20 protein-coding genes and 2 tRNA genes are annotated in these 22,650 nt (G+C 59.3%); 7 read left to right on the forward strand and 15 right to left on the reverse strand.

Features of this window, described 5'->3' with window-relative positions; translation table 11 throughout:
• Positions 1–237: 237 nt before the first annotated feature.
• From BM279_RS04785 to BM279_RS04795, 3 genes are all read left to right on the forward strand, one after another.
• Positions 238–1,098, forward strand: coding sequence for an RNA ligase family protein (locus BM279_RS04785; protein ID WP_093501488.1), 861 nt, complete (start codon positions 238–240; stop codon positions 1,096–1,098).
• Between the two features lie 14 nt (positions 1,099–1,112).
• Positions 1,113–2,243, forward strand: a complete 1,131-nt coding sequence (locus BM279_RS04790; protein ID WP_093501490.1) for an AAA family ATPase — start codon at positions 1,113–1,115, stop codon at positions 2,241–2,243.
• Between the two features lie 137 nt (positions 2,244–2,380).
• On the forward strand, positions 2,381–2,935 hold the full coding sequence (locus BM279_RS04795) for a hypothetical protein (RefSeq protein ID WP_093501492.1): 555 nt from the start codon (positions 2,381–2,383) through the stop codon (positions 2,933–2,935).
• A gap of 333 nt (positions 2,936–3,268) precedes the next feature.
• Here BM279_RS04795 and BM279_RS04800 read toward each other — a convergent pair whose 3' ends face one another.
• Complete coding sequence (locus tag BM279_RS04800) at positions 3,269–5,188, reverse strand: ATP-binding protein (protein WP_093501494.1); 1,920 nt, start codon at positions 5,186–5,188, stop codon at positions 3,269–3,271.
• 319 nt (positions 5,189–5,507) lie between these two features.
• Between BM279_RS04800 and BM279_RS04805 the strand changes: the two genes are divergently transcribed.
• Both BM279_RS04805 and BM279_RS23625 read left to right on the forward strand, forming a co-directional pair.
• Positions 5,508–7,238: a sensor domain-containing phosphodiesterase gene (locus BM279_RS04805; RefSeq protein WP_244154120.1), complete on the forward strand. Its 1,731-nt coding sequence runs from the start codon at positions 5,508–5,510 to the stop codon at positions 7,236–7,238.
• Between the two features lie 328 nt (positions 7,239–7,566).
• Positions 7,567–8,883: a methyl-accepting chemotaxis protein gene (locus BM279_RS23625; protein WP_093501498.1), complete on the forward strand. Its 1,317-nt coding sequence runs from the start codon at positions 7,567–7,569 to the stop codon at positions 8,881–8,883.
• A gap of 134 nt (positions 8,884–9,017) precedes the next feature.
• Here BM279_RS23625 and BM279_RS04815 read toward each other — a convergent pair.
• The 13 genes from BM279_RS04815 to BM279_RS04875 all read right to left on the reverse strand — a co-directional run bounded on the left by BM279_RS04815 (position 9,018) and on the right by BM279_RS04875 (position 19,637).
• Positions 9,018–9,094: transfer RNA gene (locus tag BM279_RS04815), tRNA-Pro, on the reverse strand.
• 88 nt (positions 9,095–9,182) lie between these two features.
• On the reverse strand, positions 9,183–9,539 hold the full coding sequence (locus BM279_RS04820) for a MerR family transcriptional regulator (protein WP_013791840.1): 357 nt from the start codon (positions 9,537–9,539) through the stop codon (positions 9,183–9,185).
• Positions 9,520–9,822: an integration host factor subunit alpha gene (ihfA, locus tag BM279_RS04825; RefSeq protein ID WP_013791841.1), complete on the reverse strand. Its 303-nt coding sequence runs from the start codon at positions 9,820–9,822 to the stop codon at positions 9,520–9,522. The genes BM279_RS04820 and ihfA overlap by 20 nt, the downstream gene beginning before the upstream one ends.
• Before the next feature lie 3 nt (positions 9,823–9,825).
• A complete protein-coding gene (pheT, locus tag BM279_RS04830) occupies positions 9,826–12,201 on the reverse strand; it encodes a phenylalanine--tRNA ligase subunit beta (protein ID WP_093501501.1) in 2,376 nt (791 codons plus the stop codon).
• Positions 12,202–12,246: 45 nt separating this feature from the next.
• Complete coding sequence (gene pheS, locus BM279_RS04835; protein ID WP_013791843.1) at positions 12,247–13,263, reverse strand: phenylalanine--tRNA ligase subunit alpha; 1,017 nt, start codon at positions 13,261–13,263, stop codon at positions 12,247–12,249.
• Positions 13,264–13,392: 129 nt separating this feature from the next.
• Positions 13,393–13,749 (reverse strand): 50S ribosomal protein L20, encoded by a 357-nt coding sequence (gene rplT, locus BM279_RS04840; protein WP_013791844.1) that lies wholly within the window; start codon positions 13,747–13,749, stop codon positions 13,393–13,395.
• Positions 13,750–13,776: 27 nt separating this feature from the next.
• The gene (gene rpmI / locus BM279_RS04845; protein WP_013791845.1) at positions 13,777–13,971 is read right to left on the reverse strand and encodes a 50S ribosomal protein L35; all 195 of its coding nucleotides are present in this window, start codon (positions 13,969–13,971) and stop codon (positions 13,777–13,779) included.
• 59 nt (positions 13,972–14,030) lie between these two features.
• Positions 14,031–14,582, reverse strand: coding sequence for a translation initiation factor IF-3 (gene infC / locus BM279_RS04850; protein WP_170833973.1), 552 nt, complete (start codon positions 14,580–14,582; stop codon positions 14,031–14,033).
• Positions 14,582–16,504 (reverse strand): threonine--tRNA ligase, encoded by a 1,923-nt coding sequence (gene thrS / locus BM279_RS04855; RefSeq protein ID WP_075932575.1) that lies wholly within the window; start codon positions 16,502–16,504, stop codon positions 14,582–14,584. Before thrS ends, infC begins: the two co-directional genes overlap by 1 nt.
• A gap of 289 nt (positions 16,505–16,793) precedes the next feature.
• Positions 16,794–16,870, reverse strand: a tRNA-Val gene (locus BM279_RS04860).
• A gap of 377 nt (positions 16,871–17,247) precedes the next feature.
• Complete coding sequence (locus tag BM279_RS04865) at positions 17,248–18,207, reverse strand: PA2778 family cysteine peptidase (RefSeq protein WP_167363099.1); 960 nt, start codon at positions 18,205–18,207, stop codon at positions 17,248–17,250.
• On the reverse strand, positions 18,192–18,593 hold the full coding sequence (locus tag BM279_RS04870; protein ID WP_093501503.1) for a PA2779 family protein: 402 nt from the start codon (positions 18,591–18,593) through the stop codon (positions 18,192–18,194). The genes BM279_RS04865 and BM279_RS04870 overlap by 16 nt, the downstream gene beginning before the upstream one ends.
• 150 nt (positions 18,594–18,743) lie before the next feature.
• Entirely contained in the window at positions 18,744–19,637 is an 894-nt protein-coding gene (locus BM279_RS04875) for a LysR family transcriptional regulator (protein ID WP_093501505.1), read from the reverse strand.
• 151 nt (positions 19,638–19,788) lie between these two features.
• Between BM279_RS04875 and dkgB the strand changes: the two genes are divergently transcribed.
• The gene (gene dkgB / locus BM279_RS04880) at positions 19,789–20,592 is read left to right on the forward strand and encodes a 2,5-didehydrogluconate reductase DkgB (RefSeq protein WP_093501507.1); all 804 of its coding nucleotides are present in this window, start codon (positions 19,789–19,791) and stop codon (positions 20,590–20,592) included.
• Positions 20,593–20,940: 348 nt separating this feature from the next.
• Here dkgB and arfB read toward each other — a convergent pair whose 3' ends face one another.
• Positions 20,941–21,354, reverse strand: a complete 414-nt coding sequence (gene arfB, locus BM279_RS04885) for an alternative ribosome rescue aminoacyl-tRNA hydrolase ArfB (RefSeq protein WP_093501509.1) — start codon at positions 21,352–21,354, stop codon at positions 20,941–20,943.
• A gap of 146 nt (positions 21,355–21,500) precedes the next feature.
• Here arfB and BM279_RS04890 point away from each other — a divergent pair, with 146 nt between their 5' ends.
• Positions 21,501–22,628, forward strand: coding sequence for a metal-dependent hydrolase (locus tag BM279_RS04890; RefSeq protein WP_093501511.1), 1,128 nt, complete (start codon positions 21,501–21,503; stop codon positions 22,626–22,628).
• The last annotated feature ends 22 nt before the right edge of the window (positions 22,629–22,650 follow it).

Below are 22,650 nucleotides of genomic sequence, written 5' to 3' on the forward strand. Positions count from 1 at the left end.
ATCGGTTCAAAGGCCAGATAAAGGTTGACTTCTGATTTTCTCGTGTGTTGAATGCGCCCCCTTATTTCCCCCTCTCTCTCAAGTGGTGAACGAAGTGCCCTGCTCCAGCCAACAAGCCTGATACCGACGACGGTCCATCGTGCCTGATGGCTGCCTGCGCACTTGCGTGGCCGCTTTCCACATTTTGCCCGCCTGAACCCTTGTCGTCGGTTTTTCCAATTGCAATGGAGAAAACCCATGAACATGGATTTCCGCGCCTATGCGCAAAACCTCGAGCTGCACAAATACCCACGCACGCCCCACCTGGAGAGCTCTCGCCTGCAGCCGGGCGATACCGATAGCGATCAGGTTCGTTATGCCTCGCTGAGCGGGCAGTGGCTGGTCGTCGAGGAAAAACTGGACGGTGCCAATGCCGGCATCAGTTTCTCCGCGGCCGGTGAACTGCTGCTGCAATCCCGTGGCCACTACCTGACCGGTGGCGGTCGGGAGCGCCAGTTCAACCTGTTCAAACAATGGGCTGTGGCCCACGAGGACTGGTTGCTGAGCCGCCTTGAAGACCGCTACGTACTGTTCGGCGAGTGGATGCACAAGAAGCATTCGGTGTTCTACGACCGCCTGCCGCACTTCTTCTGCGAGTTCGACGTATGGGATCGGGCCCATGGCCTGTTCCTCTCGACAGCCGCACGGCGCCAGTTGCTGCGCGACGGCCCGGTGCTGTCGGTGCCGGTGCTGCATGAAGGGCTGGCGCCAGCGCGGCTCAAGGATCTGCTCGAGCTGCTCGGCGATTCCCTGGCCAAGTCGCCGGCATGGCGCAGCGCGTTCGAAGCCACGGTGCAGCGCGAAGGCCTGGACCTGGAACGGGCCTGGCGGCAGTGCGACAAGTCGACGGTGATGGAAGGCCTGTACCTGAAGCTCGAAGACGAGAAACAAACCAATGGACGCCTCAAGTGGGTCCGCCAGGACTTCGTCCAGGCGATCCTCGATGCGGACCAGCATCATGCGAACCAGCCGTTCATTCCCAACCTGCTGGCCGACGGGGTAGACCTCTACGCCCCTCGCCTGTCGATGGACTGGGATGGCCAGCGGTCTGGTTATTGAAGGAGACCAACAAAATGGACATTCAACAACTGCAAGGCCTGGTTCCAGAACCGGGCCAGCGCTTCGACGCGCAGGGGTGCCTGGAGGCGATTCCGGCCCTGCAACGTTTGGCCAGCACGCCCCAGGATCCGTACTACCACGCCGAGGGCGACGTGTGGATTCACACCTGCATGGTGGTCGAGGCCTTGCTCGCGCAACCGCGCTATCAGCAAGCGACCGAGGAACAGCGCCTGGTGCTGTTCCTGGCCGCGCTGCTGCACGACATCTCCAAGCCGGACACCACGGTGATCGATAGCGAAACCGGGCGCATCGGCCAGCCTGGGCACTCGCGACGCGGCGCTGTGGATGCACGGCTGCTGCTGTGGCGTGCAGGCGTACCGTTCGAGCTGCGCGAGCAGGTCTGCCGGATCATCTCGGTGCACCAGTTGCCGTTCTTCGCGCTGTCGGGCAACCGCAGTGGGCAGAGCCCGGAGTTCATCCTGCACAAGCTGTCGTGGGAGTTGCCGGTATGGATGCTCTGCGCGGTCGCGGAAGCGGACATGCAGGGGCGCACCTACGTGGGCAAGCAGGCCGTGCTCGACGAGATCGAGCTGTTTCGCGAGCTGGCCGACGAGGAAGGCTGCCTGTATGGGCCACGGGCGTTCGTCGATGACTACACCCGTATCCAGTACTTCCGGGGTGCCCGGGTACATCCCGACTACCCGCTGCACGAGCCGGAAGGCTCGCACGTGGTCATGCTTTCCGGCATGCCGGCCAGTGGCAAGAACACCTGGGTGGCCAAGCACCACCCGGATTTGCCGGTGATCTCCTTCGACGACGCCCGCGAGGCCCTGGGCCTGCGCCATGGCGAGAACGAAGGCGCCGCCGCGCACTTCGCCATCGACCGGGCCAAGTCGCTGCTGCGCGAGAAGCAGCCCTTCGTCTGGAACTCCACGCACCTGTCGGCGCAGATGCGCAAGAAGACCCTTGACCTGCTGTACGCCTACCAGGCCAGGGTGCAGATCCAGTATCTGGAGATGCCCGAGAAGGAGATCTACCGGCGCAACGGCCGGCGCGACACCAGCCTGCGTAACGAGGATATCCGCCGCATGCTGTTCAAGTGGGAGGTGCCGCTGCCAAGCGAGGCGCACCAGGTTCACTACTGAAACTGACGTGAGCAGAGATGAGATAAGAGCTCTCAATATCGCTCACAAATTTATAGCAATGTATCCAGCTGCTTAGGGTCGACTTCCATAGCGAGCGCTCAATGGGTGGGCGCCCAATACCAGGATCAGTTTTTCCCATGCGATACGCAGTACTTCGTCCGCTCAGTTTGCTCAACCGGATCAATCGCAAAGCGTGCATCACCCTCACCGCTATAGCCGGTTTTACGATTTTATCGGGCTGCGTAGCCAATGATGAAAGCGGGAGCGACGCTTTATCTAACGGCTCTCAGATGGTCTCAACCAGCACCAAACTTTCGCCCCTTAACGAAAGCGATATCACGGGAAATCCGGTTAAGGGAGAGCTTGTATGCACTTTCTCCGCCGGGCGCAGCACGTTCTTGTACGGTGCCGGAAACGTGGCAACCAAGGGTGACTCAGAGGGGATTCTGAAGTTCGGCGACCAGGTGATAAAGGTCCACGCCCCGGGTGGGTTCGACTCCATGCAACATGGCACCCTATTCAAGGGCGAGCGTGTGGTGGCCGAAGTGAAGCTGAAGGAGAAGGAGAAAGCCGATCAGCCTGAGAAAGCTGGAACTGACGGAGCGGCCTCCTTCCCTGCCGCAACCCTCACCTACATCCGAAATAACAGTTCGATGCGTGTCATTGAGGGCAACTGGGAGTGCGGACCTTGATTCGGTCCTACCTTGCACCACTTCTCCTGAGACTACAGCACTTGCCCCCCTGCGCTCCGCACCGCTGAAAAGATATGAGCAAGCGCAATAAAGCCCGCTGATGCGGGCTTTCTTTCTTGTTAATCCTGGCTGGAAGCGCGTGCCGCACGCGTGGCAAAGCTACGTACGGCGCCATTCTTCCAGCTTGGTCAAAGGTTAGGCAGCAGCAAAAATGTGCCAGGCTGGCGACGTTAGGCCATTAAAAATGACCCGGTGATGATATTGACGCCCTTGAGGCCGCCCCATGAGTGAAGCATCAGGCGCTTGCAGATCAGCGGCAGTAGCTGAGCGGCCTCAGCCCTGGGTCAGAAGACGCTGAACCATGCCCTTCAGCTCCTTTACCGCGAAGGGCTTCAGCAGTAGTTCGGTCTGTCCGCTTTTCAGCGCGATCGCCGGGACAGCATTTTCCACGAAGCCTGAAATAAACAGCACTTTGAGCGTCGGGCACCTGTCGAGCGCGGTCACAGCCAATTCGTCACCACTCATGCCACCGGGCAAGCCGATGTCCGTGATAAGTAACACTGCATCGGATTCACCCGCCAACTCCAGTAACGCTTGTGCAGCGGTTCCGACCTTTGTGACTCGATAGCCCACCTCCTCCAACGTCTCGGCGATGAGGTCACGAATGGCAATCTCATCGTCGACCACAAGCACTCTGGCGTTATCCACCGGGAAATCGTACTCATCAGTGGTAGACACGCCGGCATCGACGCTTGAGTTCTGACTGTGATGCAGTGGCAGCAGAAGACTTACCGAAGTGCCCTTTCCCACTACCGATTCGATCCAAGCATCACCCGATGATTGCTGAGCAAAGCCATACACCATTGAAAGACCGAGGCCTGTACCAGAGCCTAGGGGTTTGGTGGTAAAGAATGGATCAAACGCCCGTTCAAGCACGCTTTGTGGCATCCCCATACCTGTATCCGTTACTCGAAAAAGTGCGTATTGCCCAGCGTTCAGAGTTGCAGTGCGCTGGGAAGTATCTATACGGGTCTGTCGGATTTCGATCTGCAGCCGGCCTCCGTGAGGCATGGCATCGCGCGCGTTGATGCACAGGTTCAGTATCGCGTTTTCCAGCTGATGGACATCACAAAAGCACAGCAAGGCGTTTTCCGGTGCGAGTATCTCCAGTTCTATCCGCGGTGTGAGGGTTCTGCTGATCAGCTCTCTCATATCCTGAGCCAGCATCGCGAGGTCCACGACTGAACTGGCCAAGGGCTGACGCCTTGCATAGGCCAGCAGTCGGTGCGTCAGCGAGGCAGCACGACCGGACGCAGTACGGGCGAGTCCGAGGTATCGAGGCAGCTCCTCTTGATTTCCCTGGGCGATACGCTGCTCCAACATATCCAGGCTGCCAGTGATCACAGTGAGCAGGTTATTGAAGTCGTGAGCCAGTCCTCCTGTTAGCTGGCCCACAGCTTCCATCTTTTGGCTTTGCTGCAACTGCGAGCTTACTTTTTCGAGCGCTTCCTGACGTTCCTTGTTCAAGGTGATGTCCCGTGCGACCGCGAAGTACAGCCCCTGTCGACGTGTAATTCTCCAATTCAGGTAGAGCGGTTTGCCATTGGTGCGGAACCCTTGGGTATCAAGCTCTGCAATCCCCCCTTTGCCAAGCGTGCGCAGCGCATCCGACAGTTGTGATGGGGAGATGAAGCTGAAAAACGCACCGTTCTTGAGCGCCTGCTCAGAATGCCCAGTTTCACTTTGCCAGGCCGGATTCATCGCCACCACGTCGCCACCCTCGGACAGCGTACAGATCAGGTCAGGGGACACATTCCAGATGCCATCGCGCTCCAGAGTACGACGCTCGACCTCCTGTTCCAGACGGTCATTGACACCGGAGAGCGTGTTCAGGGTTCTTCGGAACAAGGCGCAGACAATGGCCATACCGAACGTGACCAAGGCGAAACTCGCGCTGCTGAGCCAGGCGGTCAAGCCATCGTTGAGGCCGATTTCGCCAATGAAAAAGTAGTGGGCTGTGAGCACTGCCAGAACGCAGCCCAGAAGAGACGGGACCACACCGAAGCAGAAACCAACGAGCATCAGACCAGGAATGAAAAACAGGTACGGTAGCGCCGTGAAGGGAAGCTGAGTGCGCACGATTCCACAAAGAGCTATGACCACGACAGTGCCCACATAGCGAATCGGCGTGCTTGGTTGAATCCGCGCCAGTCGGCGTACCAGCTCAAGGCTGCGAGAGAGGAAATTAATCAAATGTGGCTCCGTTAGGGCCGGGTGGAAAGATCGAATGCTAGTGGTGAACAGCCGATACGGCGAAGATTTGTCATCGCCGGGATTTATCGGCAATCAGTGCTTCAGCTTTAAGCAATTCACAGTCAAAGCCTATAGTTTCTAACTAAGAGCGTGATGGCTAACTACAATTGTGGATGTATGGCGAGGTGATAAGCTCAAGGCACTCCATGAACACCTAAGCAAGGTGTTCCCAGCATCCCTGTACCCCGTAGTAGCCAACATGACCACGTGCAACTTATCACCTGAAGAAGAACGAGCACGCCTAGTCGACGTAGATCGCTTGACCTCGGATCTGGAGAGTGGCTCGGACCCTGTGCTCAATGGCATCGTTGCAATGGTTTCCAGCTATTTTAGTGTGCCCACTTCTTTGGTCAGCATCATCGAACGCGAGTATCAGGTTTTCAAAGCGCGTGTGGGCATGGAGCCTGAACGGACGTCGCGGGAAATGTCTTTCTGCGTGCACGACCTCGATAAAGGGGCAGTACTGGAAATATGCAATCCTGCCACCGACCCGCGTTTCTCGGACAACCCCCTCGTGACGGGCGCGCCGTTCATACGCTATTACGCGGGTACCCCACTGACCATCCAATCAGGGCGCAATCTGGGCAGGCTCTGCGTGATCGACCATGAGGCCCGCGCGCCAATGGACGAGCAAGGCCGAACTCTGCTACGTAACGCGGCCAAGGTTGTGGTGGCGCGACTGGAATCCATACATCGCTCGCACTACATCGACCCAATGACAGGTTTACCCAACCGCCAGCGGTTTGAAGCGGACATTTTGCAGGCAGCTGAGCAGGATGACCGAGTCGCTATCCTTATCGAGCCGCTATCCGCAATAGCGCTGGACCGTTTGGCAAAGTCCCTTGGGAGAGAGTTTTTCACCAATTTCATGCTGGCGGTCAAAGAACTGCTACTGGAGTTGCTGCCCACTGGAGCACGCTTGTACCGCTCCGGCACCTTGGGCTTTGTCGTACTCTTGAGCCGTCGGACACTGTCGATATCCAACCTAGTCGACAGCGTGGTGCACGCTTTCGAACGGCCTATGTACTGCGCGGACATTCCCGTTTTTTCCGACGTAGGGATCTGCGTACTGCAGCTTGAACGCGAAACCGGCGCATCCAAAGACGTCCTGCGTTTGATGTCCAGCATTACCGATACTGCGCGTCGGAGTGAGCGACGTTGGCTCGATTATGATCCTGTGATCGATTCGGGTCTGCGTCGCAGCACGGCAGTGCTCAATGACATCGAAGCGGCACTTGCCGCCTCAGATCAGTTTCGACTGGTCTATCAGCCTCGTATCGACCTGGGCAGCAACCGATGCGTTGCCGTCGAGGCGCTGCTACGGTGGTCGCACCCTACGCTGGGTGAGATAAGCCCCGCTGAATTCATCCCGCTGGCCGAAACCACGGCCTCTATTCGTCACATCACTAGCTGGGTAGTGCGACGCGTCTGCGAGCAGTTGTCGGATTGGCATGCTCAGGGCCTGGAAATGACTGCCTCCTTGAACGTATCTGCCCTGGATTTGACCGACGGGCATCTGTTCGATCAGCTGGTCGAAGCACTGGAAGCGTTCGGGGTAGCCCCAAGGTTGATCGAGCTCGAATTCACCGAGAGTGTCCTGGTAACCGATTTTGAGACCGTGCGAGTTCAGCTGCAGCGTTTTCGTGATCTGGGCGTGGGCATTGGGATCGACGACTTTGGCAGTGGTTACAGCAACTGGGCCTACTTGCGCCAGATCCCGGCAACCAGCGTCAAGCTGGATCGCTCACTGCTGGCTGATCTTCAACCAGGTAACAGCGAATGGCACATCATCCGGGGCCTGATCAGCTTGGTGCGGGACCTTAGCCTGATCGTCGTGGCTGAAGGGGTTGAAACAGATTTGCATTACCACCTGCTGCGCGGCTGGGGCTGTCAGCAGGGTCAGGGCTATTACTTCGCCAAGCCATTGTCACCGGTCGACCTTATTGACTGGCTTAAAAAAGGTGGCGGGCTCTCAGAGCACCATTGCTGAGGTACTTACTTTTTCCCTAAAAGGCTGGAAGGAATTCACGCCGCGTCAAACAGCAGCAGCTTGAGGTTGATCTATTCCTAGGAATAGAGGTCAGAAAAAATCTCTCTTCTTCCTGACGCAGAGCTGTCAGAGCTCTAAAGTAATCGGAACCAAAGGTACGGCGGATTGCTGCCCCGGTATAAAAGCAGCTAACAGCCATCGAGCCGAAGGCTAGGTGGGTTGCATTCAGATGATAATTTTATACGTGGATCCGCATCTTCAACGACCTCTAACGATATTTCGCAAGAAGAATTCTCCACCCAACCTTAGCCGTTGCATTGAGGTCATCATGTTCGGTTCACAGCTTCGCAATGAGTTGCAAGCATACAAAAATCGCTTTGAAAACGTTGATCAGAAAATGGCGGCGATTCGCAGCAGTATGGCGATGATTGTGTTCACTCCGACTGGAGAGATCGTGGACGCAAATCAGGCATTTCTGAACGTAGTGGGTTATCACCTCGAGGAAGTGGTAGGTCAGCACCACCGAATTTTTTGCCCTGTAAGCTTGGTGAATAGCCCGGAATATCGCCAATTCTGGAGCCGACTCTCCAAGGGTGAAAGTTTCAGCAGCCGCTTTATGCGGCTGACCAAAGATGGCAGCGAGATCTGGCTTGAAGCGACCTATATGCCGGTGCACAACGGCGCGGGTCAGGTGGTGAGCGTTATCAAAATCGCAGCCGATATCACCAGGGAGATACAGGCAGACAACAAACAAACCAGCCTGCTTAGCGCCATTGATCGCTCAATGGCCGTAATTGAATTCAATCTGAACGGTGAGGTACTCGAAGCAAACGAAAACTTCCTGAAGACCATGGGTTACCGTTTGGACGAGATTCGTGGAAAGCACCACCGCCTGTTTTGCGAACCTGCGGAGGTTAACAGCGATGACTATCGCCGTTTTTGGCAGCGTTTGAATCAGGGCGACTACATACACGAAGTTTTCAAGCGCGTTGCCAAAAATGGCCGTGTTGTATGGCTTAGAGCGACTTACAATCCTCTTTATGATGTTGCCGGAAAACTCTATGGAGTTGTTAAGTTCGCGAGTGATATCACCGCGCAGGTAGAACGCCGAAACGCTGAGTCGGAAGCCGCGCAATTGGCCTATGAGATAGCCCGGGAAACGGATGAGAGCTCGGTAAAGGGGGCTGCCACTGTAGATGAGACGATGCAGGTAGTTCGCGGAATTTCCGAAGAGCTCGATAAGGCATCTGAGCAAATCAGCGCACTCAGTATTCAATCGGAACGCATCAACAGTATTGTTCAGGTCATCAAGGGCATCGCCGATCAGACCAATTTACTCGCACTCAATGCAGCGATTGAGGCTGCCAGAGCGGGCGAACTTGGGCGGGGCTTCGCCGTGGTGGCAGATGAAGTTCGTAACCTGGCGTCTCGAACCAGCCAAGCTACCGTGGAAATCAACGAAGTTGTTCAACTGAACCAGAACCTGACGCAGAGCGCTGTAGCGAGCATGCTAGGTAGCCAGGAGAAAGTGAAGAAAGGTGTTGCCCTAGCAGGCCAGGCCGGAGACGTCATGCTTGAAATCCGCGCAGAGGCAAAGCGGGTAGTAAGCGCCGTCGGGCAACTGCGGCAGACCGTTCAAGAATAGGCCAGAGACCACAACAGACGCCACAAGAAGGCCGAGGATCGCTGGAAGTTTTGCGCAGCTTTTGCGCCAGTGTTGCGCAAGCCCTGAAATGAAAAAATCCAAGCACCGCTAAGTGCTTGGATTCTAGGGTATTTTGGTCGGGACGGAGTGATTCGAACACTCGACCCCTTGCACCCCATGCAAGTGCGCTACCGGGCTGCGCTACGCCCCGACGGGTGTTGCTGGTGCCTTTGGCGTTAGCCGAAAGCGGGAGAGACTATAAACTAAGCATCTGAATTGTGGAAGGTTTTTCTACAAATTCATTTGCGCAGGACGTGGAGTACATCTTCCAGCTCGGCGATCATCTGCTTGATGAGCTGCTTGTACTGGGTGGTATCGTCCTTGGCTTCTTCTCCGGTCAGGCGCAGGCGTGCGCCACCGATGGTGAAGCCCTGATCGTACAGCAAAGCGCGGATCTGGCGGATCATCAGCACATCCTGGCGCTGGTAATACCGACGGTTGCCGCGGCGCTTGACCGGGTTGAGCTGTGGAAACTCCTGCTCCCAATAACGAAGCACGTGCGGTTTGACCGCACAGAGTTCACTGACCTCGCCGATGGTGAAGTACCGCTTGCCGGGTATGACAGGCAGTTCGTCGTTATGACTTGGTTCCAGCATAGGCTTCAACCCTGGCTTTGAGCTTCTGGCCGGGGCGGAAGGTCACGACACGGCGGGCCGTGATCGGGATCTCCTCCCCTGTTTTTGGATTACGACCGGGGCGCTGACGCTTATCGCGCAGATCGAAGTTACCGAAGCCTGAGAGCTTCACCTGTTCATTGAGTTCCAGTGCCTGGCGGATTTCTTCGAAGAAGAGTTCCACCAGTTCCTTGGCTTCTCGTTTGTTCAGGCCCAGCTCATCGTACAGACGTTCGGCCATCTCAGCTTTCGTCAGTGCCCCCATACGCTAGTTCCTTAACGTGGCGTTGAACCTTTGTTCCAGGGAGGTGAGGATGTTTTGCGTGGCGGTGCTCACCTCATCGTCATTTAGAGTGCGCGATGGATGTTGCCAGGTCAAGCCGACCGCCAAGCTTTTTCTAAGCGGATCAATACCTTTACCCTGATAAACATCAAACAACCTGAGGTCGGCGAGCCACTCGCCAGCCTGCTCGCGAATGTCGGCCAACAGGTTCTGGGCCGGCACGTCACGGTCGACCAGCAGCGCCAGGTCGCGACGCACTTCGGGGAAGCGCGACAGTTCCTTGAACGCCGGCATGCGGCCTGCGGTGATTTCGCTCAGCAGCAGCTCGAACAGGAACAGCGGCTGATCCAGGCCGAGGGTCTTGGCCAGCTCCGGGTGGATGGCACCCAGGTAGCCGACCAGGCGCCCTTCGCGCTCGATGCGTGCGGTCTGGCCCGGGTGCAGCGCACTGTGCTCGCCCGGCACGAAGGCGAAGCTGGCGGCGTCGCCTGCAGCGGCCAGCAGGGCTTCCACGTCCGCCTTGGCGTCGAAGAAGTCGACGCTGTCACGGCCATGGGCCCAGCTTTCCGGCAGGCGGCTGCCGGTGATCACACCAGCGAGCATCGGCTCCTGCTTGAGCTCGTCCAGCTGACCGACGAAGCGCAGGCCGCTTTCGAACAGGCGCACGCGCGACTGCTGGCGGTTGAGGTTGTGCTCCACCGCCTTGACCAGGCCCGGCCACAGCGAGGCGCGCATGGCGGCCATGTCGGCGGAGATCGGGTTGGCCAGGGTCAGCGGCTTGACGCCCGGGCTGAACAGCTCGAACAGCTTGGGATCGATGAAGCTGTAGGTGATCGCTTCCTGATAACCACGGGCCACCAGTAGGCGGCGCAGCACCGGCAGGTCGGCGACGGCCTCAGCCTTGGTCTGCGGCGCCAGACGCGCTTGCGGGTAACGCACCGGCAAGCGGTTGTAGCCGTAAAGGCGGGCCAGCTCTTCGATCAGGTCGACTTCCAGGCTGATGTCGAAGCGGTGGCTCGGCACCTTGACCTGCCACTGCCCTGCTCCACCTTCGATGCCCAGACCCAAGGCGCCCAGCAGCTTGACGATCAGCTCGTCGTCGAGCTTGAGGCCGAGCATCTGCTCGACACGCTCGGCACGCAGGCTGATCGGCGCGACGTTCGGCAGTTGTGCCGGGTCGACCACCTCGATGATCGGGCCAGCTTCGCCGCCAACGATTTCCAGCAGCAGCGCCGTGGCGCGCTCCATGGCTTCGCGGGCCATTTGCGAGTCCACGCCACGCTCGAAGCGGTGCGAAGAATCGGTGTGCAGGCCGTAGGAACGAGCCTTGCCGGCCACGGCGATGGTGTCGAAAAAGGCACTTTCCAGGAACAGATCACGGGTGGTGTCGCTGACGCCGCTATGCTCGCCGCCCATCACGCCGGCGATGGCCAAGGCGCGCTGGTGGTCGGCGATTACCAGGGTGTCGGCACGCAGGGTGACTTCCTGGCCGTCGAGCAGCACCAGCTTCTCGCCCTCTTCGGCCATGCGCACGCGAATGCCGCCCTGGATCACGTCCAAGTCGAAGGCGTGCATCGGCTGGCCGAGTTCGAGCATCACGTAGTTGGTGACGTCGACTGCGGCATCGATGCTGCGCACGTCGGCGCGGCGAAGGCGCTCGACCATCCAGCGCGGGGTCGGCTTGGACAGGTCGACGTTGCGCACCACGCGGCCCAGGTAACGGGGGCAGGCCTGCGGGGCCAGCACTTCGACCGGGCGCACTTCATCGTGGGCCGGGACGACCGCAGCGATTTGCGGACGGGTGACCGGTGCGTCGTACAGGGCGCCGACTTCACGGGCGAGACCCGCCAGGGACAGGCAGTCGCCGCGGTTGGGGGTCAGATCGACCTCGATGCTGACGTCGTTGAGTTCGAAGTACTCGCGGATGTCCTGGCCAACCGGCGCATCGGCCGGCAGTTCCAGCAAGCCGTCGTTGTCTTCGCTGATCTGCAGCTCGGAGGCCGAGCAGAGCATGCCGTTGGACTCGACGCCGCGCAGCTTGGCCTTCTTGATCTTGAAGTCGCCGGGCAGTTCGGCGCCGATGGTGGCGAACGGAATCTTCAGGCCGGGGCGCACGTTGGGCGCGCCGCACACCACCTGGAAGGTTTCGCTGCCGTTGCTGACCTGGCACACGCGCAGTTTGTCGGCATCGGGATGCTGCTCGGTGCTCAGCACTTCACCGACGATCACGCCGCTAAAAGCACCGGCCACGGGGCTGACGCTGTCAACTTCCAGGCCGGCCATGGACAGGCGCGCGACCAGCTCGTCACGGCTAGCCTGGGGGCTCACCCAGCTGCGCAGCCACTGTTCACTGAATTTCATGTTGTCTGTTCTCCTGATCGAATTCGATTACGAAACTGCTGGGGGCTAGCGAAATTGCGCCAGGAACCGCAGGTCGTTATCGAAGAACAGCCGTAAATCGTTGACGCCGTAGCGCAGCATGGCCAGGCGCTCGACGCCCATGCCAAAGGCGAAGCCGGAGTATTTTTCCGGGTCGATGCCGCTCATGCGCAGCACGTTCGGGTGCACCATGCCGCAGCCCATCACTTCCAGCCAACCGGTCTGCTTGCACACGCGGCAGCCTTTGCCGCTACACATCACGCACTGCATGTCGACTTCGGCCGAAGGCTCGGTGAACGGGAAGAAGGAAGGACGGAAACGCACGCCCAGGGGCTTCTCGAAGAACACGCGGAGGAATTCCTCGATGGTGCCCTTGAGGTCGGCGAAGCTCACGCCTTCGTCCACGAACAGGCCTTCGACCTGGTGGAACATCGGCGAGTGGGTGATATCGGAATCGCAACGGTACACGCGGCCCGGGCAGACGATACGGATCGGCGGCTGCTGGGCTTCCATGGTGCGAACCTGTACCGGCGAGGTATGGGTGCGCAGCAGCATGTTGGCGTTGAAATAGAAGGTGTCGTGCATGGCACGCGCCGGGTGGTGGCCCGGAATGTTGAGCGCCTCGAAGTTGTGGTAGTCGTTCTCCACTTCGGGGCCTTCGGCGATGCCGTAACCAATGCGGGTAAAGAACTGCTCTACGCGCTCCAGGGTACGGGTAACCGGATGCAAGCCACCGGACGCCTGGCCGCGGCCCGGCAGGGTGACATCGATACGTTCGGCAGCGAGCTTGGCACTCAGGGCCGCCGACTCGAGAATCTCTTTACGGCTGTTGAGGGCGTCCTGGACGCGCTCCTTGGCAGAGTTGATCAGCGCGCCCGCCTTGGGGCGTTCTTCGGCAGACAGGTTGCCCAGAGTCTTCATGACCTGGGTCAGCTCGCCTTTCTTGCCCAGATAGTGAACCCGCAGTTGTTCCAGGGCGTTCACATCGTCGGTGTGACTGACAGCCTCGAGCGCTTGCGAGACCAGCACATCCAGATTTTCCATTTACAGACTCCAGATACGAAACAGGGGAAGAGCTTGAAGGCTCTTCCCCTGTCGATGACCTTTAGAGTCGACCTGCGGGTTACGCCTGTCGCCTCTAGTGCACCGGGAAACCCGGTGATTGTCGGGGACTTAAGCCAGTACGGCTTTCGCTTTCTCGACAATCGCAGCAAACGCCGCTTTTTCGTTCACTGCCAGATCAGCCAGAACCTTGCGGTCGATTTCGATCGACGCTTTTTTCAGGCCAGCGATCAGACGGCTGTAGGACAGACCGTTGATGCGAGCACCAGCGTTGATACGAGCGATCCACAGAGCGCGGAACTGACGCTTCTTCTGGCGACGGTCACGGTAGGCGTATTGACCCGCCTTGATGACAGCCTGCTTGGCAACACGGAATACACGCGAACGTGCGCCGTAGTAGCCTTTAGCCAGTTTCAGGATTTTTTTGTGACGAGCACGAGCGATAACGCCACGCTTAACACGAGCCATGAGTAATTTCCTCTATCTTGACCGAGATTAACGAACGCGCAGCATGCGCTCGACTTTTGCCTTGTCCGACGGATGCATCAGTTCGCTACCGCGAAGTTGACGCTTACGCTTGGTGGACATCTTGGTCAGGATGTGGCTCTTGAAAGCATGCTTGTGCTTGAAGCCCGCAGCCGTTTTGAGAAAGCGCTTGGCAGCGCCGCTCTTGGTTTTCATCTTTGGCATGTTCGTAACTCCGCATTCAGTTGATATAGATAACCATAAGGCCTGCCGTGCCCTGGAGGTTATTTCTTGCGTTTGGGAGCGATGACCATCATTAGCTGGCGTCCTTCCATCTTAGGATGCTGTTCGACGGTACCGTGTTCGGCGAGGTCGGCTTCGACCCGCTTCAACAGTTCCATACCCAGCTCCTGGTGGGCCATCTCACGACCACGGAATCTCAGAGAGATCTTGGCCTTGTCCCCTTCCATCAGGAAACGTACCAGGTTGCGTAGTTTTACCTGGTAATCCCCTTCTTCCGTCCCTGGACGAAACTTGATTTCCTTGATCTGCTGCTGGTGCTGGTTCTTCTTGGCAATGGCAGCTTGCTTCTTCTTCTCGAAGAGGTGCTTGCCGTAGTCCATGATCCTGCACACAGGCGGCTGGGCGTCGGCAGAGATTTCTACCAGATCCAGCTTGGCCTCTTCAGCGATCCTAAGCGCTTCATCAATAGAGACGATGCCAATTTGCTCACCGTCAGCGCCAATTAACCGAACCTCGCGTGCCGAGATATTCTCGTTGATCGGAGCCTTCGGGGCGCCTCGTTTATCTTGTCTCATATCACGCTTAATAATGATTACTCCAATTCTTGGCGACCACGCCGGGAAACCGCTTGCGCGAGCAATTCAGTGAATTGAGCGACGGGCATGGAGCCCAGATCGGCACCCTCACGAGTGCGCACAGCGACAGTTCTTGTCTCGACTTCCCGATCGCCGATCACCAGCAGATAGGGAACCTTGAGCAAAGTATGCTCGCGGATTTTAAAGCCAATCTTCTCGTTCCTCAAGTCCGACTTGGCACGAAATCCGTTTTGATTCAACGTTTTTTCGACTTCGAGGGCGAAATCGGCCTGCTTGTCGGTGATGTTCATGATCACCGCCTGGGTCGGCGCCAGCCACGCCGGGAACACGCCGGCATAGTGCTCGATCAGCATGCCGATGAAGCGCTCGAACGAACCGAGGATGGCGCGGTGCAGCATGACCGGGCGCACGCGGCTGTTGTCTTCGGCGATGTAGCTGGCGTCGAGGCGCTCCGGCAGGTTCGGGTCGTACTGCAGAGTGCCGCACTGCCAGTTACGGCCGAGGCAGTCGCGCAGGGTGAACTCGATCTTCGGGCCGTAGAACGCGCCCTCGCCTGGCTGGTATTCCCACTCCAGGCCGGATTCGTTCAGCGCATCGGCCAGGGCGCCTTCGGCGCGATCCCACAACTCCTCGGAACCCACACGCTTGGCCGGGCGAGTCGACAGCTTCATGGCGATGTCGGTGAAGCCGAAGTCCTTGTAGACGTCCAGGGTCAGCTTGATGAAATCGGCCGCTTCCTTCTTCACCTGCTCTTCGGTGCAGAAGATGTGCGCATCGTCCTGCACGAAGCCACGCACGCGCATGATGCCGTGCAGCGCGCCGGACGGCTCGTTGCGATGGCAAGCACCGAACTCGGCGAGGCGCAGCGGCAGGTCGCGGTAAGACTTCAAGCCCTGATTGAACACCTGCACGTGGCACGGGCAGTTCATCGGCTTCACCGCGTAGTCGCGGCTTTCCGACGAGGTGGTGAACATGTTCTCGGCGTAGTTGGACCAGTGACCGGAGCGCTCCCAAAGGATGCGATCGACGACCTGCGGGGTCTTGATTTCCGAGTAACCGTTCTCGCGCTGAACCTGGCGCATGTACTGCTCGAGCACCTGGTAAACGGTCCAGCCGTTGGCGTGCCAGAACACCATGCCCGGCGCTTCTTCCTGCAGGTGGAACAGGTCGAGCTGCTTGCCGATCTTGCGGTGATCACGCTTCTCGGCTTCTTCGATGCGCTGGATGTAGGCCGCCAGCTGCTTCTTGTCCGCCCAAGCGGTGCCGTAAACGCGCTGCAGCTGCTCGTTCTTGGCATCGCCACGCCAGTAGGCGCCGGACAGCTTGGTCAGCTTGAACGCCTTGAGGAAGCGGGTGTTGGGCACATGCGGGCCGCGGCACATGTCCACGTACTCTTCGTGGTAGTACAGGCCCATGGCCTGTTCGTCCGGCATGTCGTCGACCAGGCGCAGCTTGTAGTCTTCGCCACGGGACTTGAACACGTCGATGACTTCGGCACGCGGCGTCACTTTCTTGATGACGTCGTAGTCCTTGTCGATCAGCTCTTTCATGCGCGCTTCGATGGCAGTCACGTCTTCAGGCGTGAAGGGGCGCTCGTAGGCGATGTCGTAATAGAAGCCATCGTCGATGACCGGACCGATGACCATGCGCGCAGTCGGGTACAGCTGCTTGACCGCGTGACCGACCAGGTGGGCGCAGGAGTGGCGGATGATCTCGACACCCTCCTGATCCTTCGGCGTGATGATCTGCAGGGTCGCGTCGTTTTCGATCAGGTCGCAGGCGTCGACCAGACGGCCGTCGACCTTGCCGGCAACGGTGGCCTTGGCCAGGCCGGCGCCAATTGATTGCGCCACCTCGAGTACGGATACCGGGTGATCGAACGAACGCTGACTGCCATCGGGAAGAGTAATGGTGGGCATGGCGCCTCCTCTCCTAGTGGTGACCTCTACCAAAGGCCACATGGGTTGGGATGAGCCAGTAAGCGATCCGGTGGCGTATCTGCCATACAGAGGCAGGGGCCGTGAGGCCAACCGAGAACGAACCGCAGTCACTGGAGGATGTGAAACGGTGGATGCTTTCAGAATCGCACGGGCCTGACAAGGCAAACCGGCCAACTTCGAAAATCCCGAAGCGCCGAGCGAGCCCGCGACGACGACGCAAAAACGACGAGCAAAAAAAATGGCCGCCTAAGCGACCATTTAAAGAATTTGGTAGGCACAATTGGATTCGAACCAACGACCCCCACCATGTCAAGGTGGTGCTCTAACCAACTGAGCTATGTGCCTGCTGTGGGTGCGCATTCTACGGAGCAGCGAAAAAGAGTCAACACCTTTTTTCGCTAACTGACTAAAAAAACTGAGTTTTTTTGATTTGGTGGGTTGGATGCCCTGCCCCCGTGGAGCGAGGCTGCCAGAATTCCTGGGTATCGCTTCGCTCGACCCAGGCTACGACTCAGCGCTTAGGTGGAGGGCGTGCCGTGGGTAAGCCTCGTATCTCGATGCAGCTATCGATGGGCTGCGCCCATCCTACGGTCAGTTACGGGGAGCGGTGATCTTCCGTGGGTAACCCGCATCCGACTAGGTGTGGGAGTCGCCTTACGCTATTTTCGACACATACAAAAAACGGCGCTCGATAAGCGCCGTTTGTTTCCCCTCATCCACCGTTACTGAACCGGACAGGCCACCGGTGCCGCGCACTGCTCACTGGCATTGCCCTGCTTGCCGATAACAGTGAAACGCTTGTCATCCGGCTTCAGGCGCTGAGCGCACTGGCGGGCACTGGCGGCTTCGGCCTTGCAGCCGCGCTCGTCGAGTACCTGGGACAGGTTGAACCAGCCCGGCGCGAAATCTGCCTGGCGGCTGACGCTCTCGCGAAACGCCGCTTCAGCGCCGCGCAGGTCGCCACCGGCGTAACGGCTGTTGGCCAGGGCGAACCAGCCTACCGCCTGCTCCGGCCAGCGCTTGGTAGCGGTGCGATAGGCAGACTGGGCGACATCCTTGCGGCCTACCTCTTCCAGATCAGCCGCGGCTTTCAACCACACGGTCGGCTCGGCAGTGGCCGGCAGATCTTCCGGGTGCATGGTCAGCACTGCCCAGCGTTGGCCGCGTGCCCAGGTTTTGTCGAAGGCTGCAAAACTGGTGACCCAGCGACTGGTGGTGCCGGAACGCAGGGTCAGGGTCTTCTCGCGCTGGTCATAACCGACTAGTACCGCGAAGTGCCACTGCGGATACCAATCGAAGCCAAGATTCTGCAGCACCAGCACCGGGTTGCCGGCAGCCACTTCGGTCAACAGTGAATCGAGCTTCGGCTTGAGGGGATAGACGAGCAGATCATGGGCACGCGCCGCGGCGACCATCTCGACCTGCAGGCTGCCTTCACGACCTGGAATGTAGACCTGCTCCTGCAGATAGCCCGGCGTGGTCAGCACACCACGCTGGTTGAGCATGGTCGCCAGAGCGGCCGGCCCACACTGATAAGCAGTCTGCGGATAGAAGGGGACGCTGGTGAGCTCGACCCGCTCGGGCAGGCGCTGGGCCTCCGGTGACAGTACCGGAGACCTGGCGCATGCGCCGAGCAGGACGATCAGCAGTGAAGCGGAAAGCAGTCTTAGCGATTTATGCATTTCACGAAACTGAAGATGTCGGTGGCGCAGAGCATATCGGTGATGATGAAGATCACCAAGAACAACACGATGATGCCCACGACACCGGCACCTGCCGGTGCCTCGGACAGCTGCTGGTTGAATTGCGCGAGTTCGGCGCTGGTCAGGTTGTTGATGCGGTTCTCTACCTGATCACGCTCCACACCCATGGCGAGCAGTTTGTCCTTGACCTGCTGATCATCGAGCATCGACAGCAGCTGCTGACGGTCGACTTGCTGTTGCTGCTGGGTCAGCACTTCACCCGTGCCGATCATCGCGGCATTGGCGAGTGGAACCTGGGCGATCATCAGGGCATGGAACACTGCCAGCATGGCAGCCAGACGACGAAAGAACGGGGATTTGGTCATTTTGGTATCTCCTTATCAACCATCATCCTAGACCCATGTGGCACACAGCCAGTTCCGCCTATATCTGCAACGTCTTTGCCCTGCCCTTCAGGCCAATAATCACGGGGTCTCAAGACGTATGGAGCGCCTTGCTTCCAAGGCCGTACTTCATCACCCCATCGTGCTCAATTCACTGCTCAGGTAATCGAGAAAACAGGTGATGCGCGAGGTCAGCGCCGTGTTGCGGTAGTACACGGCGTGAATCGGTTGGCGCACCTCCAGCGTGTGCTCGGCGAGGATCTCCACCAAGCTGCCACGGCTAAGGTCCAGATGGGTCATGAAATCCGACAGGCAGACGATGCCCACGCCCTCCAGCGCCAGCTGCCGCAGCGTCTCGCCGCTGGACGCATTGAGGCTGGGCACGATGGTGAAACTGTCGCCCTGTGCATGGCGCAGCGGCCACTGGTTGAGGCTTTCCGGCTGGGTGAAGCCGAGCAAGCTGTGCTGATGCAATGCCTCGACGCTTTCCGGCACACCGTGCTCTGCCAGGTAGGCCGGGCTGGCCAGCACGCGACGGCGACTACTGCCCAGTGGCCGCGCGTGCAGGGTCGAATCGCGTAGCTGGCCGATACGGATGGCCACGTCGGTGCGCTGCTCGATCAGATCGATGATCTGGTCGCTGCTGTGCAATTCCAGCTCGATGTTCGGGTAACGCTCGCGAAAGCCTTTGATCAGCGGCACCACCGCATGCAGCACGAATGGCGCCGCGGCGTTGACGCGCAGCCTTCCGGCTGGTGTTTGCCTACGCATGCTCATCTGCTCTTCGGCCTCCTCGACGCTGGCGATGATGCGCCGTGCCTGAAGCAGAAACGCCTGCCCTTCTTCGGTCAGTTCCAGGCGCCGGGTGGTGCGCTGCAGCAGGGTGACTTCGAGCTTTTCCTCCAGCCGACTGAGGGCGCGGCTGATGCCCGAGGCAGTCTGCCCGAGCTGCTGCGCCGCCGCGCTAATCGAGCCGGCGGCGACCACGGTGCTGAAGGCAAGTAGCTCGTCGAGGGAAGTTTTCATGGAGGCATTCGTGACCAGCAAGCAAATATGTTTGCCATGAAACGCGGTTTTTCCACACAAGTCCATGGCCCAGACTGCACCCAGAAACGCGAAACCACCCATGCGGATCGCGGTCAGCTACAGACAGTCACCCATTAGACAGGAGCGACATATGCAACAGATTCCCGCCCTCGGCCTCGGCACCTACCGCCTCAAGGAACAGCAGGTCATCGACTCGGTCCGCAACGGCCTGGAACTCGGCTACCGGCATATCGATACCGCGCAGATTTATGGCAATGAAGCCGAGGTCGGCCAGGCCATCGCTGCCGCCGGCGTGCCGCGCAGCGAGCTGTTCGTCACCACCAAGATCTGGATCGACAGCCTGAGCGCCGACAAGCTGATCCCCAGCCTGAAGGAAAGCCTGCGCAAGCTGCAGATGGAGCAGGTCGACCTGACGCTGATCCACTGGCCCTCGCCGAACGATGAAATCCAGGTCGCCGAATACATGGCTGCCCTTATGGAAGCCAAGGCCGCCGGCCTGACGGCGCAGCTCGGCGTATCCAACTTCACCAACGCACATCTGCAGCAGGCCATGGAAGTGGTCGGCGCCGACCAGATCGCTACCAACCAGGTGGAGATCCATCCGTTCCTGCAGAACCGCAAGGTAGTGGACTTCGCCCGCGAGCACGGCATTCATCTCACCGCCTATATGCCGCTGGCCTACGGCAAGGTAATGACCGATCCGGTGATCCAGGAAATTGCCAGCAAGCATGCCGCCAACCCGGCGCAGGTCGCGCTGGCCTGGGCACTGCAACAGGGCTTCGCGGTAATTCCGTCGTCGACCAAACGCAGCAATCTGGAGAGCAACCTGGGCGCCTTGAAGCTCACCCTTAGCGAGCAAGACATGGCCGCTATCGCCAAGCTGGAGCGCGGCGAACGCCTGGCCAACCCGGACTTCGCGCCGCAATGGGATTGAGCGTACGGTTCAGAGCCTGTTCATGATCTCTATGCGCCTGATGCGGCAACTACAAGGCAGAAGCGGCCACTCAACTGATCGCTCCTCACGCTCTTCTGGGGAATGCCTCCGAGGACGCTCTGCGTTCGCTGTTGTATGCCGTGTGCAGCCGGAGCAGGCGCAGAGCACCGCGGCCTGAGCTACCACGCTGGAGCGTGGGAGCCATCGTATCCACTGTGGGAGCGCGCCATGCGCGCAAAAAATCGAGGGCATGGCGCGCTCCCACAGATGCTGCATTGATGACCGCCTCCGCACCTTCGCTGCCAAAATCTGCAGACTGGGCTGAAAGATTATGACCAGACCAGGCTCTTAGAAGTCGACCTTGCCCCTACCTGCCTTGATCGCTCCGCGCTTGGACTTGCCTTCCAGTCGGCGTTTCTTGGAGCCGAGGGTCGGCTTGGTCGGGCGCCGGGCCTCTTCGGTCTTGCCGGCAGAGCGAATCAGCTCAGCCAGGCGCTCCAGGGCATCGGCACGGTTCTGTTCCTGAGTGCGGTATTGCTGGGCCTTGATGATCACCACGCCATCGGCGGTGATGCGGCTGTCACGCAGGGCCAGCAGCCGTTCCTTGTAGAAGAGCGGCAGTGAGGATGCTTGGCTGTCGAAGCGCAGGTGCATCGCGCTGGACACCTTGTTGACGTTCTGCCCACCCGCGCCCTGAGCGCGAATGGCGGTGAGCTCGATTTCATCGTCAGGCAGATGAACGCTGTTGGAGATGACCAGCATGGGGCGCCTTGTTTCGGGTGGGCGTGCAGGATAGCCCAAGGTAGACGCCAGCATGGCTGAAACCTTTGCTTGAAATTTGCTTCTATGCCCTTTGCAGCGCTCAAGTAAGTTAAGCCACCCGCCTCCACCGCCTGCGAGAACACCCCATGGATTCGATCACCCAAGCCGTACTTGGCGCCAGCATTCAGGGCGCACTGCTGGGCCGCTGGCAAGGGCGCAAGGCGCTGCTATATGGCGCTGTACTGGGCACGCTGCCCGATATGGACGTGATGATCGACTACGGCGATGCGGTAGCGGCCATGACCTACCATCGCGGCTTCAGCCATTCGCTGTTCGTGCTGACCGGCCTCGCCCTGCTGTTGACCTGGTTCTTGCGCCGATGGCGACCCAATCCGGGGTATTCATCACGCCGACTGTTCCTGGCCATCTGGCTGGTGCTGATCACCCATCCCCTTCTCGACGCCTTCACCAGCTACGGCACACAACTGCTCTGGCCATTCGCACCAACGCCGGCGGCCTGGTCGAGCATCTTCATCATTGACCCGATCTACAGCCTGCCGTTGCTGGGCGCGGTGATCTACGGGCTGATCGCCGGCTTGAAGGACAAGGCCAACCCGGTAGTCAACTGGGCCCTGGCGTTTTCCACTGTCTATCTCGCCTCGACTCTGGGCGGCAAGTACATGGCCGAACACCGCGTGGAGCAGGAACTGGCGCGCCAGGGCATCGAAGCCGAGGCCATTTTTAGCTCGCCGACGCCGTTCAACACACTGCTGTGGCGCGTGGTGACCATCGAAGGCGAGGATTATCACGAAGCGCTGGTCGGCTGGTTCGACAGTGCGCCGCCCGTGCTGGAACGCATGCCACGCGGTGCGGCGCTGGGCCAGCCCCTGGAGGATTCGCCCGCCCATCAGCGGCTGAAGTGGTTCACCAATGACGTACTGCGTTACGACCACATCGGCGATCACCTGGTAGTCACCGACATTCGCCTGGGCATGACCGGCTTTCACCCTTTCCGCTTCGACTTCGCCCATTGGCAGAACGGCGCGTGGCAGGTGCAGCCTTATATCGAGCGCTGGCCGTCGGAGCGTGGCGATATGCAGCGCCTGGCCCTGCTCTGGCAACGCATCTGGAAGCCCGCGACGCCTGTGCCGTTGGCATTGTGGGCCGGCGAGCTGAGTCGTGATCCGCAAGGTGGTGGCGCGGCCCATAATGACCTGAAACCGGGCCGCAAAGCTGCAAGCTCCGCGAGTGACACAAGCGACCCAGCGCTGTAACGGCACCCGCTATCAAACACAG

This window comes from Phytopseudomonas straminea (genome assembly GCF_900112645.1).
Lineage (GTDB): Bacteria > Pseudomonadota > Gammaproteobacteria > Pseudomonadales > Pseudomonadaceae > Aquipseudomonas > Aquipseudomonas straminea.

What these genes read in the sequence shown, in the direction of transcription:
- BM279_RS04875 (WP_093501505.1), bottom strand. Translation starts at nt 19,637, where the DNA reads ATGAAAACTTCCCTCGACGAGCTACTTGCCTTCAGCACCGTGGTCGCC.
- BM279_RS04785 (WP_093501488.1), top strand. Translation starts at nt 238, where the DNA reads ATGAACATGGATTTCCGCGCCTATGCGCAAAACCTCGAGCTGCACAAA.
- ihfA (WP_013791841.1), bottom strand. Translation starts at nt 9,822, where the DNA reads ATGGGGGCACTGACGAAAGCTGAGATGGCCGAACGTCTGTACGATGAG.
- BM279_RS04870 (WP_093501503.1), bottom strand. Translation starts at nt 18,593, where the DNA reads ATGACCAAATCCCCGTTCTTTCGTCGTCTGGCTGCCATGCTGGCAGTG.
- rpmI (WP_013791845.1), bottom strand. Translation starts at nt 13,971, where the DNA reads ATGCCAAAGATGAAAACCAAGAGCGGCGCTGCCAAGCGCTTTCTCAAA.
- BM279_RS23625 (WP_093501498.1), top strand. Translation starts at nt 7,567, where the DNA reads ATGTTCGGTTCACAGCTTCGCAATGAGTTGCAAGCATACAAAAATCGC.
- BM279_RS04865 (WP_167363099.1), bottom strand. Translation starts at nt 18,207, where the DNA reads ATGCATAAATCGCTAAGACTGCTTTCCGCTTCACTGCTGATCGTCCTG.
- pheS (WP_013791843.1), bottom strand. Translation starts at nt 13,263, where the DNA reads ATGGAAAATCTGGATGTGCTGGTCTCGCAAGCGCTCGAGGCTGTCAGT.
- arfB (WP_093501509.1), bottom strand. Translation starts at nt 21,354, where the DNA reads ATGCTGGTCATCTCCAACAGCGTTCATCTGCCTGACGATGAAATCGAG.
- dkgB (WP_093501507.1), top strand. Translation starts at nt 19,789, where the DNA reads ATGCAACAGATTCCCGCCCTCGGCCTCGGCACCTACCGCCTCAAGGAA.
- rplT (WP_013791844.1), bottom strand. Translation starts at nt 13,749, where the DNA reads ATGGCTCGTGTTAAGCGTGGCGTTATCGCTCGTGCTCGTCACAAAAAA.
- BM279_RS04820 (WP_013791840.1), bottom strand. Translation starts at nt 9,539, where the DNA reads ATGCTGGAACCAAGTCATAACGACGAACTGCCTGTCATACCCGGCAAG.
- pheT (WP_093501501.1), bottom strand. Translation starts at nt 12,201, where the DNA reads ATGAAATTCAGTGAACAGTGGCTGCGCAGCTGGGTGAGCCCCCAGGCT.
- BM279_RS04890 (WP_093501511.1), top strand. Translation starts at nt 21,501, where the DNA reads ATGGATTCGATCACCCAAGCCGTACTTGGCGCCAGCATTCAGGGCGCA.
- BM279_RS04795 (WP_093501492.1), top strand. Translation starts at nt 2,381, where the DNA reads ATGCGATACGCAGTACTTCGTCCGCTCAGTTTGCTCAACCGGATCAAT.
- BM279_RS04790 (WP_093501490.1), top strand. Translation starts at nt 1,113, where the DNA reads ATGGACATTCAACAACTGCAAGGCCTGGTTCCAGAACCGGGCCAGCGC.
- thrS (WP_075932575.1), bottom strand. Translation starts at nt 16,504, where the DNA reads ATGCCCACCATTACTCTTCCCGATGGCAGTCAGCGTTCGTTCGATCAC.